An 18,860-nucleotide genomic window follows, 5' to 3' on the forward strand; every position below is an offset into this window, starting at 1 on the left:
GCGGTATTACGTGCAACTTCGACTACGCCATTGGCGTACAATCCAATCATGGTTTTCATAGAAACCAGCGTCTTTGCCAGGCAAATCACGTCCCTGCTGCCAGATGATGGTTATCGTGAATTGCAGCAAATGCTGCTGGAGGATCCCGCCTGCGGCCATGTGATTCCTGGCGGAGGCGGCATACGAAAGGTGCGCCACGCGCGGCCGGGAATCGGCAAGAGCGGGGGGATACGGGTGATCTATTACTGGCTCACCGATGACGACCAGATTCTGATGCTGTTGGCCTACCCAAAGAACGTGCGGGACAACTTGAGCTCAGCGGAACTTTCTGAACTGCGGGCGTTGGTAAAGGACTTGTGAAATGGACAGGCAGTTATTCGCCGATTTGAAGGCGAGTCTCAAAGAAGCGGCAGCGATACGCAAGGGAGAGACGCGTCCTTCGAGAATATCCACGCTTGATCCTCTGGACGTGAAGCGGGTGCGCGAACAGACCAAGCTGTCTCAAGCTGAGTTTGCGGCGGCGTTGCAGGTCAGCGTTCGTACCTTGCAAAACTGGGAGCAAAAGCGCCGGTCTCCTACCGGACCAGCTGCTGCTCTGCTGAAAGTCGTGGCCAACGAGCCTGAGATCGCGCTACGCGCCCTGCACCGTTAGGCGCATGGGACCGCGCAAAAGACGCCAAGCCCTCATCAACCTTCCCCCGCGCATTATGCGCGGCCATGAAAAAGCCCGGCATGCCGGGCTTTTTTGTCGCTTGCTGTGCTGTTCAGGGCTTGGCAGCAGGAGCCGGAGCGGCGCCGCCAGCCGGCGGCACGGCAGCGTCGCCGCGGATCTTGGCGGCGATTTCCGAGGCGGCCTGGGCCGAGGCCACGCCAAAGGCCAGCACGCCGCGGTTCAGCGGTTCGCCGATCAGCGGAGCGGCGACCAGTTCCTGGTCGATCACGAGCGCCAGCATGTTGCCGACGTTCTTGGTGCTGACGTCATTGAGCTTGCGGGCGCCGGCTTCCGAGAAGCGCAGGCCGACGAAGTTCTGACCCTGGCGGTCCACCAGCGCGGCGGCGTCGGTAAGGTCGGCGCGCGTCAGGACAGGCACGGTCTGCATGTAGAGCTTGCCGTCAGGCAGCGCGATTTCGCGCATGCCTGCGCCAGGCTGCTTCTGCGCCAGGTAGAAGTCCACCGAGGCCGCGGCTGCCGGCTTGGCGGCCTCTTGGCCTGCTTGCGGCGTGGCGGTGTCGCCAGACGTCTTAGTCGGGGCGGTCTTGCAACCCGCTAGCGCCAACGTCACGACTACCAGGGCGGGCGCCAATTTGCGTAGGGTCAGTTGCATGCTCGTTTCCTTCTTAATGTGGACTAAGACCAGGCGATGCACTTCATCCCCGGCACTGGGAAAAGTGTACCGAACCTGAATGACGGTGTCGCCATAGTCTGAATCCAATTGTAAAGCGGTAATACCAGCTCCCGCCTGCTCCGGCCGACGCGGCGCAGCAGCCGCGCGATTCGTCGGAACGCGCGCCAGCCTCTATACTTCGCTTTCGCGCAGGGGTACTCGTCCCGCCTACATGGCCGGACGTGTTGAGAGAGTCCCTTCGTACCAGTACGGATAATGCCGATGCTGGGAGCCGTATTCCCGCCATGCGTCTTTGCGCGCGCGGCGGGAATTCCTTCCCGATCGGCTCCAACCACTCGCTTGGAGCTTTCCATGAACGCCAATCCCAAATTCCTGGCCGCTACCGCCGAAGTCGACGCGGCGGCCGTCGCACCGCTGCCCAAATCCCGCCGCGTGTATGAAGTGGGCTCGCGCCCCGACATCCGCGTGCCGTTCCGCGAGATCGAGCAGGACGATACGCCGACGATGTTCGGTGGCGAGAAGAACCCGCCGCTGACGGTCTATGACTGCAGCGGCCCCTACACCGACCCCGAAGCCAAGATCGACATCCGCCGCGGCCTGCCCGAACTGCGCCGCGGCTGGATCGAAGAGCGCGGCGACACGGAAGTGCTGTCGGGCCCGACCAGCGACTACGGCAAGGAACGCCTGACCGATCCCAAGCTGACGGCCATGCGCTTTGACCTGCAGCGTCCGCCGCGCCGCGCCAAGTCGGGCGCCAACGTGTCGCAGATGCATTACGCGCGCCGCGGCATCATCACGCCGGAAATGGAATACGTGGCGATCCGCGAAAGCCTGCGCCGCGAACACTACCTGCAGACGTTGCGCGACAGCGGCCCCGATGGCGAAAAGATGGTCAAGCGCCTGCTGCGCCAGCATCCCGGCCAGTCCTTCGGCGCCTCGATTCCCGCGGCCATCACGCCCGAGTTCGTGCGCGACGAGATCGCGCGCGGCCGTGCCATCATCCCCGCCAACATCAACCACCCTGAAGTGGAGCCGATGGCCATCGGCCGCAACTTCCTGGTGAAGATCAACGCCAACATCGGCAACTCCGCCGTCAGCTCCGGCATCGGCGAGGAAGTGGAAAAGATGACCTGGGCGATCCGCTGGGGCGGCGACACGGTCATGGATCTGTCCACCGGCAAGCACATCCACGAAACGCGCGAATGGATCATCCGCAACTCGCCCGTGCCGATCGGCACCGTGCCGATCTACCAGGCGCTGGAGAAGGTCGACGGCAAGGCCGAGGACCTGACCTGGGAGATTTTCCGCGACACGCTGATCGAGCAGGCGGAACAGGGCGTGGACTACTTCACCATCCACGCGGGCGTGCGTCTGCCGTTCATCCCGATGACGGCCGACCGCATGACCGGCATCGTCTCGCGCGGCGGTTCGATCATGGCCAAGTGGTGCCTGGCGCACCACAAGGAAAGTTTCCTGTACGAGCGTTTCGAGGAAATCTGCGAAATCATGAAGGCCTACGACGTCAGCTTCTCGCTGGGCGACGGCCTGCGCCCGGGTTCGGGATACGACGCCAACGACGAGGCTCAATTCGCCGAGCTGAAGACGCTGGGCGAACTGACGCAGGTGGCGTGGAAGCATGACGTGCAGGTCATGATCGAAGGGCCGGGCCACGTACCGATGCAGATGATCAAGGAAAACATGGAGCTGCAGCTGGAACACTGCCACGAGGCGCCGTTCTACACGCTGGGCCCCCTGACCACCGACATCGCTCCGGGCTACGACCACATCACCTCGGGCATCGGCGCGGCGCTGATCGGCTGGTACGGCACGGCGATGCTCTGTTATGTGACGCCCAAGGAGCACCTGGGCCTGCCGAACAAGAAGGACGTGAAGGACGGCATCATCACGTACAAGATCGCGGCCCACGCGGCGGACCTGGCCAAGGGCCATCCGGGCGCGGCGATCCGCGACAACGCGCTGTCCAAGGCGCGCTTCGAGTTCCGCTGGGACGACCAGTTCAACCTGGGGCTGGATCCGGACACGGCCAAGGAATTCCACGACGAAACGCTGCCGAAGGATTCGATGAAGGTGGCGCACTTCTGCTCGATGTGCGGACCGCATTTCTGCTCCATGAAAATCACCCAGGACGTGCGGGATTATGCGGCGGCTCAGGGGGTTAGCGAGAAGGATGCGTTGCAGAAAGGGATGCAGGAGAAGTCTGTGGAGTTCGTTAAGAAGGGAGCCGAGGTTTATCATCGGCAGTGATGTTTTTGCTGCTGCGTGTGCGTTGAGTTCTTAAGACGCACGGCGCGGCAGTGGCCTGCCGGGCGCGGGGCAACGATTGCGGTCCGGAGCCTTCGCTCCGGACTGCCCCGTCGTCATCGTCGTCCAGGCCTACGGCCTTCCCTTCCGATTCCCTCGGGCTTATCGACGCCCCGCACCCGGCAGGCCACTGCCGCGCCGTGCTCTGTCTGTTGAATTTTCACGATCGCCGAGACGAGCTGTTTGCTTGGCGTTTTCGCCACCGGCGGGGGTGGGCGAGGATCTTGCGGGGCCCGCCCCCGGCCGGCCGCGCGGGCGGCCTTTGGGGGCTTACGCGGTGTCTCGCGTCGGATGATGACGCTGCGCGCTGGTGGTGAGTGCGTGAAATTGGGCAGGATGAGTGAAGTACGTACGGATCTGCCTGCGGGCTACGTGCGCTGGACGCTTGGGGTTTTCGCTTCACCCATCCTACTGAAGCGTCATGAGGCGCCAAACGTTCGTCATTTCAACTCCGCCGCCGGATGGGCGGCGCGCGCGAGAGGATCCGCGTGCGCAAGCTTCTGTCCAACGCGCGCCGCCCATCACCGCCCCCCCCAAAAAACGGCGACAACCACTAGCAAACCGCTCGTCGCATTCGCGCCAGCGCTCCCATCACGACGCAAGCAAGCGCGCATGCTCATTGCGGCCGCCCGGGCGGCCGCAATGAGCGGGCCCCGCAAGACTCGCCACTGAACACGGCTCTAGCAACGCAACAAGCCAAGACGCAGATAGCACGGCGGTGCGGGCGGCATGGCGGCGAGCAACCTCGATGCGCCCGAGGGAATCTGAAGGAACCGCCGAAGGCGGTGACGAAGATGACGAAGGGGCAGTCCGGAGCGAACGCTCCGGACCGCAATCGTGGGCGCTCGCCGCCATGCCGCCCGCACCGCCGTGCGGCCTACGAAGCTTCGCTCATGCACACCGCCGATGCCCCGCTCAAAAACACCCCAAAAAAACTACAGCAACTTCCCCGGATTCATAATCCCCGCAGGATCCAATACAGCCTTGATTTCCCGCATCAACCGCAACTCCAGCGCGTCCTTGCTATGCAGGAAATGATCCCGCTTCAGCTGCCCGATCCCGTGTTCTGCCGAAATGCTCCCGCCATAGCGATTGACCTCGTCCAGCACCGCATCAGTGATCGCCGCCCCATGCACCGCCACCCAGTCGCGATCGGCTCCGGCCGGGCGCGACAGGTTGTAGTGCAGGTTGCCGTCGCCGAAGTGGCCGAAGATGAAGGGGCGGATGTCCGGGTACAGCGCGCGCACGCGGGCCTCGGCGGATTCCATGAAGTCGGGAATGCGTTCGATCGGCAGCGACACGTCGTGCTTCAGGTGCGGGCCGTCGGCGCGTTGGGCTTCGGAGATTTCCTCGCGCAGCTTCCACAGCGCCTGCAATTGCGCCAGCGACGCCGACACGGCTGCGTCCAGGCACAGGCCACGTTCCAGCGCCGTGCCGATCACGTTTTCAACAAGGCCATTGAGCGCGGCCTCATCGGCCGTGTCCGCCAGCTCCACCAGCACATAGGCCGGATAGCGCTGGTCAAAAGGTTCCTGCACACCCGCGGCGTGCGCCAGCACCAGATCCAGGCAGTCGCCCGAGAAGTACTCGAACGCCTGCAGCCGCGCACCGCATTGTTCGAACAGGATCTCGAACAGTTGCAGGGCCTGCGCCGGCGACTCGACGGCGGCCAGCACCACCGAGCGCACATCAGTGCGCGGGAACAGCCGCAAGGCGACGGCGGTAATGACACCCAACGTGCCTTCGGAGCCGATCAGCAATTGCTTGAGGTCATAGCCGGTGTTGTCCTTGCGCAGCGTGCGCAGGCCGTGGAAGATCTCGCCCGTGGGCAGCACCGCTTCCAGGCCCAGCACCAGTTCGCGCGCCATGCCGTAACGCACCACGTTCACGCCGCCGGCGTTGGTGGCGACGTTGCCGCCGATCTGGCTGGAGTCTTCCGCGGCCAGGCTCAGCGGCAGCAGGCGGCCGGCGTCCTGCGCGGCGCGGCGCAAATTGCCCAGGATCGCGCCCGCCTCGGCCACCATGGTGTTGGCAATGGTGTCGATGGAGCGCACGGCGTTCATGCGGTCCAGGCTCAGCACCACGTTGCCCGCGGCTGCATCCGGCGTGGCCCCGCCGCACAGGCCGGTGTTGCCGCCGCGCGGCACTACCGGCACGCCTGCCTCCTGGCACAGCGCCAGGCAAGTGGCGACCTCGGCGGTCGTGCGCGGGCGCACCACCGCCTGCGCGTTGCCCTTGTACAGGCCGCGCCAGTCGGACAGCCAGGGCGCAATGTCGGCCTCGGCGGTGATGACGGTATCGGGGCCCAGGGCCTGGACCAGGCGTTGCGTAAAGTCGGATGCGGTCATGATGTCTGCCTTGCGGCGGGAGAGAGGAGATCGAGTTGCAGGCGGCTGGCCGCCTGTTGCAGATGGCGGGCGGCGGCGTGCCGCGCCCGTTCGGGATCGCGCGCGCGGATGGCCTCGAACACGGCCACGTGCTCCTGGTGCACGGCGGCCGTCAAACCGGCCTGCAGGCGGCTGTTGCTGCGCGCAGTGCTGACCGCCAGCCTGAGCTGCAGGTTCAGGTACTGCAACAGGTCCTGGTAGCAGCTGTTGTGCGTGGCGGCGGCAATGGCGCGGTGAAAGGCGATGTCGTGCTCCACGCCCTGCTCCGGGTCTTCCAGATGCGATCCCAGGTCAGCCAGGGCGCGCGCCATGGCGGCCAGGTCAGCATCGTCGCGCCGCAGCGCAGCCAGCGCGGCCGCGCCGCCTTCCAGCTCCATGCGCAATTCGTAGACCCCGGCCAACTGCTTGCGGTCCACGGCGATGCCGGCGGAAAGCTGGAAGCCCTGCGCGCCCGTGCGCGACAACACGGTGCTGCCGGAACCCTGCCGGCTCTGGATCAGACCCTGGGCTCGCAGGCGTTCGGTGGCCTCGCGGATGACCGCGGCGCTGACGCCGTATTGCTCGGCCAGCACGCGACCCGCCGGCAGCTTGGCGCCGACGGGATAGGCGCCCCCGGCGATGTCGGCGGCGATCTGGCGGGCGACCTGTTCGGTCAGGGTGAGGCTCTTGGTCAGCATCCGGGCATTATAGGCACACTTCTCAGGTTATCTGATAACTTTTGAGAAAGAAGCCGCTTCCAGATCGGGCTCAGGCTTGATGGATTACGCGAACCGGGCGGATCAGGCGACGGCGGGTTCGTCGTCCCGGACGGTCTTTTCGGCCTCTTCCGCCCCCGCCACGGCGCAACAGCGGCCGCCCTGCGCCTTGGCCCGGTAGAGGGCGGCATCGGCGGAATGCAAGGCAGCTTCCGGACTGCGGTTGGCGCCGGACACAATGGAAATGCCGATGGACAGGCCGACACTGACCCGCGTGCCATCCGCCAGCGTGATCGGCTGGGAAGCGTCATGCAGCAGGTGCTCGCCCAGCCGTAGCGCGGCCGTGGCATCAATGCCGGTCACCAGCACGATGAACTCGTCGCCACCAATCCGCGCGGCCACGTCGTCCACCCGCAACATGGAGCGCATGCGCTGGGCGATGGTCATCAGCACCTGGTCGCCGGCAGCATGGCCGTAGGTGTCGTTGATGAGCTTGAAGTCGTCCATGTCCATGTACAACAGCGCCGCAGAACTGTCCTGGCCGCGCGCGCTGGCGCAGACGCGCTCCAGCGCGGCCTGCAGGCCGGCGCGGTTGGCCAGGCCGGTCAGCGCGTCTTCGCTGGCGCGACGTTCGCTGTCGCGCTCGGCCAGCATGGTCGACACCAGGATGCGGTTGAGCCGGTGCGAGGCGACACTCATGCTGACCAGGTAGAACGGAATCTGGATGAAGACGATGGCTGTGACGTATTCGCCGGTGAAGGCCGCGCCCAGGCACATCGGCCCCAGGCTCAGGAAGATCATGGCGCCGACCAGCCTCGGCGCGCCGTAGTTCCGGAAGCAGATGCCGCCGGCCATGGCCCCGCAGGACACGCCGGCCAGGGTGGCGGCCAGCCAGTCGCCGTTGATGAAGGTGACGAAGACGCCGTAGCCCACGCTGAACGCCCACAGCAGCGCCAGCAGGATGTAGATATCGGTATGGGTATTGCCGCCCTTGGGCGCGGCGCGCAAGGCGGACCGCAGGATCAGCACGCGGACCAGGGCCAGTATCACCTCCATCGCCAGCCAGGACAGGTACAGCGGCTCGGGGCGGCGCCAGGCGACCACGCCGGAAATCATGAGGGTGTTGATGACGCCGCCGGCAAAAATGGGCAGCGTGCCGAACAAGCTGGCGATCAGGGCCGAACGGATGTCCGCAGGGGTGTCGTGCCCGGAATGCGTCAGCCAACGCGTCAGGCGCCATTTGGGCAAACTGAACTTCAGTGCTGTATCCACGCGGTCACGTCCCTGGCCATCTACCCGCTTTCGGGTAGGCTGGCTGGCGTTATAGCAGGTATTTCAAGCCTTTAATATTGTCCGCGGGGCCAATCCCGGGCAGGAAATCAGTGCCCGCGATGGCCGCAGACGGCGCATTCCGGGTCGCGCTGGACGTTGACGCTGCGCCATTGCATGGTGCGCACGTCCAGCCACAGCAGGCGGCCGGACAGGCTTTCGCCCACCCCGGACAGCAGTTTCAGGGCCTCTGCGGCCTGCATGCTGCCGATGATGCCGACGACCGGGGCGAACACGCCCATCGTGGCGCAATTGGCTTGCTCGACGTCGTCCGCTTCCGGGAACAGGCAGTGGTAACAGGGCGCGTTGTCGTCGCGCAGGTCATAGACGCTGACCTGGCCGTCGAAGCGTATGGCCGCGCCCGATACCAGTGGCTTGCGGTGCTGCACGCAGGCGCGGTTGATGGCGTGGCGGGTGGTGAAGTTGTCGGTGCAGTCCAGCACCAGGTCCGCCTGGGCGACGGCGTCGGACAGGGCCTGGCCTTCCAGGCGCTCGACGCGGGCATGGACCCGGGTCTGCGGATTGAAGGCCGCCAGCATGTCCCGCCCCGACTCGGCCTTGTGGCGGCCGACGCTGGCGGTGGTGTGCAGGATCTGGCGTTGCAGGTTGCTCAGCTCGACGACATCGTCATCGGCCAGGGTGATGTCGCCCACGCCGGCAGTGGCCAGATAGAGGGCGGCGGGGGAACCCAGTCCGCCCGCCCCCACGATGAGCACACGCGCCGCCAGCAGTTTTTCCTGCCCTTCGATTCCCAGCTCGTCGAGCAGGATGTGGCGGGCGTAGCGCAGCAGTTGCTCGTCGTTCATTTGTCCTTGCTGGGCTCGACTCCGGTCGGCGTGATCTTCATGCGCTGGGGCGTACCGCCGCCGGCCTTGGCATCAGCCTTGGCCTGGGCGCGGGCCGAACCCTTCTGCACCGGCTTGCCGGCCAGCACGTTCAGGGCCTGTTGCAGCTGGAAGTCGTCCTTGCCGCCGAATTCGAACACCTTGGCCGGCACATCGGCGTTGTCTTCGCCGGCGCTGGACTTCACTTCGTTGGCCGTCTGCTGGTTAGACAGGTGGCGCTGCAGGTCGGCTTCGCGCGGCAGGCGGAACAGGTCGCCTTCGGCGGTGTCGGCCACGACGTAGTCGGGTTCGATGCCGGTGGCCTGGATCGAGCGGCCGCTCGGGGTGAAGTAGCGCGAGGTGGTCAGCTTGACCGCAGTGGTTTCGGACAGCGGCAGGATCACCTGCACCGAGCCCTTGCCGAAGGTGCGGTTGCCCAGGACCTTGGCGCGCTTGTGGTCCTGCAGCGCGCCGGCCACGATCTCGGACGCCGAGGCGGAGCCCACGTTCACCAGCACCACCATCGGCACGGTCTTGGTCCAGGCCGGCAGGCCGGCCAGGTAGTTGCTTTCGCCGCGGGCGTATTCCGAAGGCGTGGCCAGGTACTTGTGGCGGGCGTCCGGAGTACGGCCGTCGGTGGTCACCACCACCGAGTCGGGCGGCAGGAACGCGCCGGACACGCCGATGGCGCTGGTCAGCAGGCCGCCCGGGTCGTTGCGCAGGTCCAGCACCAGGCCCTTGGGGGCTTCCTTGGCGCCGAGGTCCTTCAATTGCTTGGCCAGGTCGGCGCCGGTCTTTTCCTGGAACTGGGCGACGCGGACGTAGCCGATGCCGTTGTCCAGCATCTTGCTGCGCACGCTGCGCACCTTGATGATGTCGCGCACGATCTTCAGCACGATGGGCTGCGGACGGTCGGCGCGCATGATGGTCAGCGTGATCGGCGACTTGGGCGCGCCACGCATCAGCTTGACGGCATCGTTGAGCGTCATGCCCTTGGTGGGCGTGTCGTCGATCTTGATGATGAGGTCGCCAGCCATCACGCCGGCACGGGCCGCGGGCGTGTCTTCGATGGGCGAGATGACCTTCACGAAGCCGTCTTCCGCGCCGACCTCGATGCCCAGGCCGCCGAACTCGCCTTGCGTGGCCGTCTGCATTTCGCGGAAGGCATCGGCGTCCAGGTAGGCCGAGTGCGGGTCGAGGTTCGACACCATGCCGGAGATGGCATTGTCGATCAGGGTCTTGTCGTCGACGGCCTCGACGTAGTTGTTCTTGATGGCGGCGAACACATTGCTCAGCTGCCTGAGTTCGTCCAGTGGCAGAGGGCTGCCGCGCTGGGCGACCGCGGTCACGCCTACGCTGAGCAACACACCAGCCACCGCACCGATGGCAATCAGACCGAAACCGCGAAACTTACGAGTGCCCATGCACACTTCCCGAATTTTGTTTTCGCCGATGGGGTTTGGTAATTACCAACGACATCAATCTACTGCGCCAGCCATTGTGCCGGATCCACAGGAGCGCCACGATGGCGAATTTCAAAGTATAGGCCGGATTCCACTTGGCCGCCGGTCGCCCCGACCGTGGCGATGGTATCGCCACCCGTCACCGAATCTCCCACCCGTTTGAGCAGACTTTGGTTGTAAGCATAGACGGTCAGGTATTGCTGCCCATGATCCACAATGATGAGGTTGCCAAAACCCCGCAGCCAATCGGCGTAGACCACCGTGCCGGGGGCCACCACCTTGACCGGCGTGCCTTCGGCCGCGCGCAGCACCACGCCGCGCCATACGCCGCCATCCGGACGGTCGACCCCGAAGCGCCCCTGCACCTGGCCGCGCACCGGCATGGACAGCCCGTGGCGCAAGCCGTTGCCGCCGCCCACCGCCGGCGCGGCACGCGCGGTCTGGGTTTGCTGCGCAGGCTCGCTACGGCTTGGAGCGGGTTTTTCCTCTATAGGTTCCGCCTTCCGGGGCGGTTCCGCGGGCTTGGCCTGAGGCGGCGGTTCGGGCGTGGTCAGCCGGGATTGCTTCTGCTCGGCCGGGCGCAGTCCGGCGGCATCCGGGTCGGCCACGGCCACGGGACCGCGGTTCTGGCGCGAGGCGGCTTCGACCTGTTCGCGCGCCTGGGCGGCATCGCGGGCGTCACGGGCGTCGCGCTCGCGCTTGGCGTTGTCGGCGGCCTGCTTGGCATTGTCTGCGGCCAGCTTGCGGTCAGCCTCGGCCTTCTTGCGGGCCTCGTCGGCGGCGCGGCGCTCGGCGTCGGCGCGTTTCTTGGCTTCTTCGGCAGCGCGGCGCGCTTCTTCCGCGCGGCGCACTTCCTCGGCCCGCTTGCGCGCTTCCTCGGCGCGGCGGGCGTCCTCGATCTGCTTGGCGATGGCCGCATCCAGATCGGTGATGAGCCGCGACAGGCGCTGGTCGTCGCGGCCCAGTTTGTTGGCTTCGGCGCGCTGGGCGGCGATCTGCCCTTCCAGCTGGGCCAGCAGCGTGGCACGCTCCTTCTGCTGACCGACCAGCGCGGTCTTCTGCTCGGAGGTCTCGGCCACGACTTTTTCGATTTCCGCGCGGCGGGCGTCGGCGCGTCCCTGCAGGGCGGCCAGGCGCTCGATGTCCTCGCGCAGGGCCTGCACGGCCTGGGCGCGGGCCTGCGACACATAATCCAGATAGCCCAGGTTGCGCCCCAGCACCTGGGGATCGTCGCCCGACAACAGGGCGGTCCAGGGCGACAGGCCGCTGGTGTACTGGGTGCGCAGCTGTTCGGCCAGTTCGGTGCGGCGCTTGGCCAGCACCGCCTGCTGGGCGCCGATCTGCTTTTCCAGGCCGGTCAGGTCGGTCTGCGCCTGGCGGTTGGCCTCGGCCAGCTCCCGCAGGCGCAGGTTGATCTTGGAAATCGCCGACTCGGACTGCTTGAGCGAGTCGGCGGCTTCCTTGCGGGCAGCCTCGCGGTCATCGATATCCTTTTGCAGGTTCTCGATGCGGTCGCGCAAGGCGGCCTGCTGCTTTTCCGCGTCGGACTGGCGGCCGGCAAGGTCGTTGGGCGCGGCGCGAGCCGACAGCGCCCCACCGGTCAACATGACCGCCAACAACAACCCTGCCGCGCGACGCATAGGAATATCAGTCCTTCTTAGCCTTGCCCTGGGCTGCCACCGCAGCCATGGCCGCCTCGATCTCGGCGGCATCGCCCAGATAATAGTGGCGGATCGGGCGCAGGTCATCATCCAATTCGTACACCAGCGGCTGGCCGGTGGGAATGTTCAGGTTGACGATGTCTTCGTCCGACACGTTGTCCAGGTGCTTGATCAGGGCGCGCAGGCTGTTGCCATGGGCGGCGATCAGGACATTGCGGCCGGCGCGGATGGCCGGAGCGATGGATTCGTTCCAGAACGGCAGCACGCGGGCCACGGTGTCCTTCAGGCATTCGGTGGCGGGCAGCTGGTCGGCCGGCACCTTGGCATAGCGCTTGTCGAAACGCGGGTGGCGTTCGTCGTCCAGCGCCAGCGGTTCCGGGGCGATGGCGTAGGCGCGGCGCCAGATCAGCACTTGCTCGTCGCCGTACTTGGCGGCGGTTTCGGCCTTGTTCAAGCCTTGCAGCGCGCCGTAGTGACGTTCGTTCAGGCGCCAGGTCACGCCGACCGGGGTGTACATGGCGTCCATGGCGTCCAGGGCGATCCACAGGGTGCGGATGGCGCGCTTGAGCAGCGACGAGTAGGCCAGATCGAAGGTGAAGCCTTCTTTCTTGAGCAGTTCGCCGGCCTTGCGGGCCTGTTCGCGGCCGGTCTCGGTGAGGTCGACGTCGGTCCAACCGGTGAAGCGGTTTTCCAGATTCCACTGGCTTTCGCCGTGGCGCATCAGAACGAGTTTGTGCATGATTTGGGACGCTTGTAACGCGGGTTAAAGTGAAGGAATGCGCTCATTTTATAATTGAGCGATTTTGCCCTTGATTTTGCCCCGGCGCACCCGCCCATTTCTGCGGCGCGGCGCATCAGGGTTCGCCTATACCAGGCTAGTCGCCGCACTTCAGGATGCCCCGTGGACCTTTTGCAATTCTTGATCGATAAAAACAACGTCTTCATCGTCGCCGTTGCCGTGATCTCCGGCATCATGCTGGCCATCCCCGCCCTGCGCAAAGGCCGCACCGGTTCGGCCGTGAGCACGACCGAGGCCATCCAGATGGTCAACCAGCGCCAGGCCGTATGGGTCGACGTCCGTCCCGCCGAACAGTTCCAGGCCGGCCACATCGCCCAGGCCCGCAACGTGCCGGCGGCCGATCTGGAGCAAAAGGCCGCCTCGCTGCCCAAGAACAAGCCGCTGGTCGTGGTTTGCGACAATGGCCGCGATTCGGCCCGCGCCGCCGCCAAGCTGCGCGCCCAGGGTTTCGCCGACGTCGTGCCGTTGGACGGCGGCATGCGCGCCTGGTCGGCCGCCAGCCTGCCGGTGACCCAGAAGGGTTGAAGCCAGGGGCCCCGCCCCCATCTACCTATTCTTGTACCCACAGGAGCGCCCATGAATAAAGTCGTCATGTACAGCAAGGACTATTGTCCCTATTGCGCCCGCGCCAAGAGCTTGCTCGAGCAGCGCGGCGTGACCGACCTGGAAATCATCCAGATCGACCGGGACCCGTCCCAGCGCGAGGTCATGATCGAACGCACCGGCCGGCGCACCGTCCCGCAGATCTTCATCGGCGATACCCATGTCGGCGGTTGCGACGACCTGATGGCCCTGGACCGCTCGGGTGGCCTTGCCCCCATGCTGGCCAGCTAATCGCCCCCTTTTTGCCCCTCCCACCAACGGAAACACTCATGGCTGATCAAGACCAAAACACCCAGCAAGAAGGCGGCAACGCGCCCTCGTTCAATCTGCAGCGCGTCTACCTGAAAGACCTTTCGCTGGAAATGCCGAATGCGCCCCACGTCTTCCTGGAGCAGGAAGCGCCCCAGGTCGAGGTGAGCATCACCGTGGGCGGCCAGCGCCTGGCTGAAACCGTGTTCGAAACCACGGTCACCGTCACCGTCACCACCCGCATCAACGAAAAGGTCGTGTACCTGGTCGAAGGCACGCAAGCCGGCATCTTCGAGGCCGCCAACATCCCCGAAGAACAGCTCGATCCGCTGCTGGGCATCGTCTGCCCGACCATGCTGTACCCCTACCTGCGCGCCAACATCGCCGACGCGATCACCCGCACCTCGATGCCGCCGCTGCACCTGACCGAAGTGAACTTCCAGGCCCTGTACGAGCAGCGCCTGGCCGAGCTGCAACAGCAGCAAAGCGCCGCCAACGGCAACGGCAGCGACTCGGGCATCATCCTGCCCCCCGGCGCGACCCGCCAGTAAAGCAGCCGCGGCGTCCAATGAAAAGAGCCCCCACGCTGCGCCTTCGGCTTGCTGCCCCCCGTGGGGGCGCTTTTCATCTTGAGGCGGCTCGGCGATGAAAAATCCCATCGAGCCACGCCTGCGCGTCGCCGTCCTGGGTGCGGGAAGTTGGGGCACCGCGCTGGCGGCGGCTGCCAGCCGCCGCCACGCCACCGTACTCTGGGCGCGCGATGCCGCGCAGGCCGCCGACATGGCCGCCTCGCACGAAAACGCGCGCTACCTGCCGGGCATCGCCCTGCCGCAGGCACTGAATATCTCCTCCGATCTCGACGCCACGCTGCGCAGCCTGCAAGAAGACGGCGCGCGCCGGCTGATCGTGCTGGGCGTGCCCGTGGCCGGCTTGACCGCCATCTGCGGCGAGCTGTCCCGCCGGCTGCCCGCGCTGGGATTGCAGGACACTCCCATCGTCTGGACGTGCAAGGGCTTTGAAGCCGACACGGCTAGGCTGCCCCATGAAATCATGCGCGAGGCCCTGCCTGGCGCCACCGGCGGCGCATTGTCGGGCCCCTCGTTCGCGCGCGAAGTCGCGCAGGGCCTGCCGGTCGCGCTGACCGTGGCCAGCGACAGCCCCGCCTTGCGCGATGCCACCACTGCCGCCTTCCACGGCGCGGCGCTGCGCGTCTACGCCAGCACCGACCTGGTGGGCGTGGAAGTGGGCGGCGCGCTGAAAAACGTGATCGCGGTCGCCTGCGGCATTGGCGACGGCCTGGCCCTGGGCACCAATGCCCGCGCCGCGCTGATCACCCGCGGCCTGGCCGAGATGACCCGCTTCGGCGTGGCGCTGGGCGCGCAGGCCGAGACCTTCGCCGGGCTGACCGGCCTGGGCGACCTGGTCCTGACCGCGACAGGCGAGCTGTCGCGCAACCGCCGCGTGGGCCTGGAGATCGGCGCCGGGCGCAAGCTGGCCGACATCCTGGCCAGCGGCATCACGGCCGAAGGCGTGCGCTGCGCGCGCGCCGCGCTGGACCGCGCCCGCGCCATCGGGGTCGAACTGCCCATCACCGAAGCCGTCTGCGCCGTGCTGTTCGACGGCGTGGCCCCAATGACGGCCGTGTCCGCCCTGTTGGCGCGCGACGCCCGCTACGAAAGCGGGATAGCCAGCCAGCCGGACGCGTCGCCGGACAACCGGCCCCGCTGAGCCGCCCCAAAAACAAATACCACGCACAACCCCGAGGAGACATCCTTCATGACGCAAACCCGCAAGTTCCGGGTCGGCCCGCTGCTACGCGGCCTGTGCCTGAGCCTGGCCGCCATCCTGCCCGCCGCCGCCCATGCCGACTGGCCCGACCGTCCGATCCACATGGTCGTGCCCTTCCCGCCCGGCTCGTCGCCCGACATCCTGGCACGCACCATCTCGGAACCGCTGTCGCAGGCGCTGGGCCAGCCCATCGTGATCGACAACAAGCCGGGCGCCGGCGGCAACATCGGCACGCGCATCGTGTCGCAGGCCAAGCCGGACGGCTACACGCTGCTCTACACGATCAACGGCCCGCTGGTCACCGCCCCCACGCTGTACAAAAAGACGCTGGGCTACGACCCGCTGCGCGATCTGCAGCCGGTATCGCTGGTGGGCACCAGCCCCAACGTGCTGGTCGTGCCCAGCAGCCTGAAGGTCGATAACGTCAAGGACTTCGTCGCGCTGGTGAAGGGCCGCGGCAATTCGCTGAACTACGGTTCCGTGGGCCCGGGCAGCTCGGCCCATCTGGCGATGGAAATGTTCAAGGAAAGCGCCGGCGTAGACCTGGCGCACATCCCCTATTCCGGCTTCCCGCAGGTCATCTCGGCCATCATCGGCGGCGATGTCCAGGCCGGCTTCATGGTGCCCGCCATCGCCGTGCCCCAGGCCCGCGACGGCAAGGTGAAGCTGCTGGCCGTGACCAGCCTGCAGCCCAGCGAGGCGCTGCCGGGCGTGCCGACGATGGCATCCCAGGGCTATCCGGACTTTGAAGCCATTTCCTGGAATGCCGTGCTGGTTCCCGCCGGTACGCCCACGCCCATCGTCGAACGGCTCAACAGCGAGCTGGCGCGCATCATCGGCAGCGAAGCGGTGCGCAAGCAGCTGGCGCTGCAGTACTTCACCCCCGCGCCGTCCACGCCGGAAGCCCTGACCGCCCGCATCAAGAATGAAAAGGCGCGCTGGGACCAGGTGATCGAGAAGCTGAATCTGTCGCTGGATTGATTGCAGCCCAGCCGTGACGGGCCAGGCGCGCCGGCTTCAGCGCGCCGCCGTCACACTCCCCCTTCATACCCCTGTTGACGCCAGGCCTCGAACACCGTCACGGCGACGGCATTCGACAGGTTCAGGCTGCGTTGGCCAGCGCGCATCGGCAGGCGCAGGCGCTGTTGGGGCGGGAACATCGCCTGATGTTCTTCCGACAGGCCCGAAGTTTCGCGGCCGAATACGAACACGTCGCCCGGCTTGAAGCCGATATCCGCCACGCTGCGTTGCGCATGCGTGGTCAGCGCGTAGATGCTGGACGGCGCGGCGCCGGTATCGGCCAAAGCCTCCTCCAGCGTGTCGTGCACGCGGACGGGCTGCCATTCGTGGTAATCCAAGCCGGCGCGGCGCATGCGGGCGTCGTCGAGCTCGAAGCCCAAGGGACGAACCAAGTGCAATTGCGCGCCCGTATTGGCGCACAGGCGGATGGCGTTGCCGGTATTGGGCGGGATTTCAGGACAAACAAGGATGACGTGGAACATGGCGCTAGGGACTCGGGACGGCTTGCGGCGGAAACGTCGCCGCGCACCGGGAATTGTCGCCGATTTACCTGGAGGCCGGCTCAGGGCGTGCGCGCCGCCACCAGCACCGTGACATCCGCAGCTCCTGCTGCCAGCAGCGCAGCGGCGGCCGCGTTGGCGGTGCTGCCGGTGGTCATGACGTCGTCCACCAATAGCAGCTGCCGGCCGCTTACGTCGCCCACGCAATAAAACAGGTTTTGCGCCCCGAGCCGGCGGGCCTGGCGGCCCTGCGCGGTCTGCCGGGGCGTCTCGCGCCGGCGCCGCAGCAGCCCGCGCGCCAGCGGCAGCCCCAGCTCCGCCGCCAGGCTGCGCGCAATTTCACCGGCCGGATTCATGCCGCGCTGGCGCAGCGATGCGCGGCTGGCGGGAACGGGCACCAGCAAGGCGCCGTCCGGCGCAGGCCCGTCTCGGGCCACGGCAGCCGCGATCATCCGGGCCAGCACCGGCGCCATGCTGAGGCGCAGCCGGGTCTTCAGCATCAGGATCAAGGTGTCGGCGGGCGGCGCGTAGTCAAAGGCGGCAATCGTGCGCGAAAACGTCCGGGGCGCGCCCAGGCAGGCGGCGCAGTGCGGCGCATCCGGGCGCAACCGCAGGGCGCAACGAGGACAGCGTGGCGCTGCAGGGCGACGCGCGACCACCCCACTATCGGCCCGGCGGAGAGCATCGCCGCAGATATCCGCCTCGCAGCCCGCGCAAAGCCTAGCACCCGCCACCCGGGCGCCGCACAAGGGGCAGTCGCAACCGACGCGCGACAGCAGCCACCGCCCCATGACCCGTAGGGGCAATCGGAAGCCGCGGCCGGGATGCGCAATAATGGATGCCATCCCTCATGAAACCATGATCCGCCCGCGTTGCAGACGCGGGTGCGACCGAAATGTCCCTGCCAGAATCCGCAACGCTCCCCTCCCTGCCCATCGTCAGCGCCGACGTGCCCCGGCAATTCGCCCGCCGCGGCGACCTGGCCGAGGCCCAGTTCCTGTACGGGGAAATCGCCCGCCGCATGCTGGGCCGCCTGCAATACATCCGGGTCCAGCCGCAAGCCATGCTGGACGCGGGCTGCGGCGCGGGCGACAACCTGCCGCTGCTGCGTGAACGCTATCCCGACGCCGCCTATACCGGGCTGGACAACTGCGAACCGCTGCTGGAACAGGCGCGCAAGCGCCATGCCCCTGCCGGCCTGTCGGCCTGGATCGGCAAGCTGGCGCGCCGCGGCCCGGCCGCCCCTGCCTTCGTCAACGCCGACCTGGCGGCGACGGGCCTGGCGCCCGAATCGCTGGAACTGGTGTGGTCCAACCTGGCCATGCACTGGCACCGCGCTCCGCACGCCGTGCTGGCGGAATGGCGGCGCATCCTGAAAGTGGGCGGACTGGCGATGTTCTCCTGTCTTGGGCCGGCCACGCTGCGGGAACTGCGCCAGGCCCTGGACGACGCCGGGCTGCGCACGGCTACGCCGTCCTTCGTGGACATGCATGATTTCGGCGACCTGCTGGTGGAAAACGGCTTCGCGGATCCGGTCATGGACCAGGAGATCCTGACCCTGACCTACCGCAGCCCGGAAAAGCTGCTGCAGGACGTACGCGCGCTGGGCGGCAACCCGGCCGAAGGCCGGCGCGGCGGCCTGGTGGGCCGCGACTGGCGCGACCGTCTCTGCGCCGCGCTGGAAGCGCAGCGCCGGCCCGACGGTCTGATCGTGCTGAGTATCGAAGTCGCCTACGGCCACGCCTGGCGCGCCGCGGCGCATCGCACCGTGGCCGGTGAAACCCGGCTGTCGGTCAGCGCGATTGGCGGCCGGCACCGCGCGCCCTGACCTGGGCCGCAGGCTGACCGGCAGAGCCGGCGCTTTGCGGGCGCCG

Annotated in this window: 19 protein-coding genes; 9 read left to right on the forward strand and 10 right to left on the reverse strand. The window is 66.9% G+C overall.

Translation table 11 applies throughout. The features are described from left to right. Nucleotides 1-48 precede the first annotated feature (48 nt). The gene (locus IB259_RS23510) at nt 49-360 is read left to right on the forward strand and encodes a type II toxin-antitoxin system RelE/ParE family toxin (protein WP_192330242.1); all 312 of its coding nucleotides are present in this window, start codon (nt 49-51) and stop codon (nt 358-360) included. Between the two features lies 1 nt (nt 361). Beyond that, entirely contained in the window at nt 362-652 is a 291-nt protein-coding gene (gene nadS / locus IB259_RS23515) for a NadS family protein (protein WP_119450206.1), read from the forward strand. A gap of 112 nt (nt 653-764) precedes the next feature. On the opposite strand, the gene IB259_RS23520 is transcribed toward nadS, so the two are convergent. Next, on the reverse strand, nt 765-1,325 hold the full coding sequence (locus IB259_RS23520) for a hypothetical protein (protein ID WP_054457711.1): 561 nt from the start codon (nt 1,323-1,325) through the stop codon (nt 765-767). 372 nt (nt 1,326-1,697) lie between these two features. Here IB259_RS23520 and thiC point away from each other — a divergent pair, with 372 nt between their 5' ends. Then, nucleotides 1,698-3,611 (forward strand): phosphomethylpyrimidine synthase ThiC, encoded by a 1,914-nt coding sequence (gene thiC / locus IB259_RS23525; RefSeq protein ID WP_119450205.1) that lies wholly within the window; start codon nt 1,698-1,700, stop codon nt 3,609-3,611. A 992-nt stretch (nt 3,612-4,603) separates the two neighbouring features. Here thiC and IB259_RS23530 read toward each other — a convergent pair. From IB259_RS23530 to gpmA, 7 genes are all read right to left on the reverse strand, one after another. Further along, nucleotides 4,604-6,016 (reverse strand): FAD-binding oxidoreductase, encoded by a 1,413-nt coding sequence (locus IB259_RS23530; protein ID WP_054457713.1) that lies wholly within the window; start codon nt 6,014-6,016, stop codon nt 4,604-4,606. Beyond that, a complete protein-coding gene (locus tag IB259_RS23535; RefSeq protein ID WP_175182281.1) occupies nt 6,013-6,732 on the reverse strand; it encodes a FadR/GntR family transcriptional regulator in 720 nt (239 codons plus the stop codon). The genes IB259_RS23530 and IB259_RS23535 overlap by 4 nt, the downstream gene beginning before the upstream one ends. 102 nt (nt 6,733-6,834) lie before the next feature. Beyond that, nucleotides 6,835-8,022 carry a GGDEF domain-containing protein gene (locus IB259_RS23540; RefSeq protein ID WP_054457715.1) on the reverse strand — a complete coding sequence of 396 codons (1,188 nt, stop codon included), beginning with the start codon at nt 8,020-8,022 and terminating at the stop codon, nt 6,835-6,837. 107 nt (nt 8,023-8,129) lie between these two features. Beyond that, nucleotides 8,130-8,885, reverse strand: coding sequence for a molybdopterin-synthase adenylyltransferase MoeB (locus tag IB259_RS23545; RefSeq protein WP_054457716.1), 756 nt, complete (start codon nt 8,883-8,885; stop codon nt 8,130-8,132). Next, complete coding sequence (locus IB259_RS23550; RefSeq protein ID WP_054457717.1) at nt 8,882-10,327, reverse strand: S41 family peptidase; 1,446 nt, start codon at nt 10,325-10,327, stop codon at nt 8,882-8,884. The genes IB259_RS23545 and IB259_RS23550 overlap by 4 nt, the downstream gene beginning before the upstream one ends. A gap of 59 nt (nt 10,328-10,386) precedes the next feature. Continuing rightward, nucleotides 10,387-12,006, reverse strand: a complete 1,620-nt coding sequence (locus tag IB259_RS23555) for a murein hydrolase activator EnvC (RefSeq protein ID WP_192330244.1) — start codon at nt 12,004-12,006, stop codon at nt 10,387-10,389. A 7-nt stretch (nt 12,007-12,013) separates the two neighbouring features. Beyond that, the gene (gene gpmA / locus IB259_RS23560) at nt 12,014-12,766 is read right to left on the reverse strand and encodes a 2,3-diphosphoglycerate-dependent phosphoglycerate mutase (RefSeq protein ID WP_054457719.1); all 753 of its coding nucleotides are present in this window, start codon (nt 12,764-12,766) and stop codon (nt 12,014-12,016) included. 162 nt (nt 12,767-12,928) lie between these two features. On the opposite strand from gpmA, the gene IB259_RS23565 reads away from it, so the two are divergent. The 5 genes from IB259_RS23565 (at nt 12,929) to IB259_RS23585 (ending at nt 16,447) form a co-directional block, all read left to right on the forward strand. Beyond that, nucleotides 12,929-13,351: a rhodanese-like domain-containing protein gene (locus tag IB259_RS23565; RefSeq protein WP_173145064.1), complete on the forward strand. Its 423-nt coding sequence runs from the start codon at nt 12,929-12,931 to the stop codon at nt 13,349-13,351. Between the two features lie 51 nt (nt 13,352-13,402). Next, a complete protein-coding gene (gene grxC / locus IB259_RS23570; protein WP_088143288.1) occupies nt 13,403-13,660 on the forward strand; it encodes a glutaredoxin 3 in 258 nt (85 codons plus the stop codon). 38 nt (nt 13,661-13,698) lie between these two features. Beyond that, a complete protein-coding gene (gene secB, locus IB259_RS23575; RefSeq protein WP_054457722.1) occupies nt 13,699-14,229 on the forward strand; it encodes a protein-export chaperone SecB in 531 nt (176 codons plus the stop codon). Nucleotides 14,230-14,323: 94 nt separating this feature from the next. Continuing rightward, nucleotides 14,324-15,406: an NAD(P)H-dependent glycerol-3-phosphate dehydrogenase gene (locus tag IB259_RS23580; protein WP_054457723.1), complete on the forward strand. Its 1,083-nt coding sequence runs from the start codon at nt 14,324-14,326 to the stop codon at nt 15,404-15,406. Nucleotides 15,407-15,454: 48 nt separating this feature from the next. Continuing rightward, nucleotides 15,455-16,447 (forward strand): tripartite tricarboxylate transporter substrate binding protein, encoded by a 993-nt coding sequence (locus tag IB259_RS23585; protein ID WP_054457724.1) that lies wholly within the window; start codon nt 15,455-15,457, stop codon nt 16,445-16,447. Nucleotides 16,448-16,497: 50 nt separating this feature from the next. Here IB259_RS23585 and IB259_RS23590 read toward each other — a convergent pair whose 3' ends face one another. Together IB259_RS23590 and IB259_RS23595 are read right to left on the reverse strand one after the other, a co-directional pair. Then, the gene (locus IB259_RS23590) at nt 16,498-16,968 is read right to left on the reverse strand and encodes a tRNA (cytidine(34)-2'-O)-methyltransferase (protein ID WP_054457725.1); all 471 of its coding nucleotides are present in this window, start codon (nt 16,966-16,968) and stop codon (nt 16,498-16,500) included. Nucleotides 16,969-17,048: 80 nt separating this feature from the next. Further along, on the reverse strand, nt 17,049-17,594 hold the full coding sequence (locus IB259_RS23595; RefSeq protein ID WP_346547285.1) for a phosphoribosyltransferase family protein: 546 nt from the start codon (nt 17,592-17,594) through the stop codon (nt 17,049-17,051). Between the two features lie 287 nt (nt 17,595-17,881). Here IB259_RS23595 and IB259_RS23600 point away from each other — a divergent pair, with 287 nt between their 5' ends. Further along, the gene (locus IB259_RS23600; RefSeq protein WP_054457727.1) at nt 17,882-18,814 is read left to right on the forward strand and encodes a methyltransferase domain-containing protein; all 933 of its coding nucleotides are present in this window, start codon (nt 17,882-17,884) and stop codon (nt 18,812-18,814) included. Nucleotides 18,815-18,860 lie beyond the last annotated feature (46 nt).

It is taken from the genome of Achromobacter sp. ACM04, assembly GCF_014851465.1.
Taxonomy (GTDB): Bacteria; Pseudomonadota; Gammaproteobacteria; order Burkholderiales; family Burkholderiaceae_B; genus Achromobacter; species Achromobacter aegrifaciens.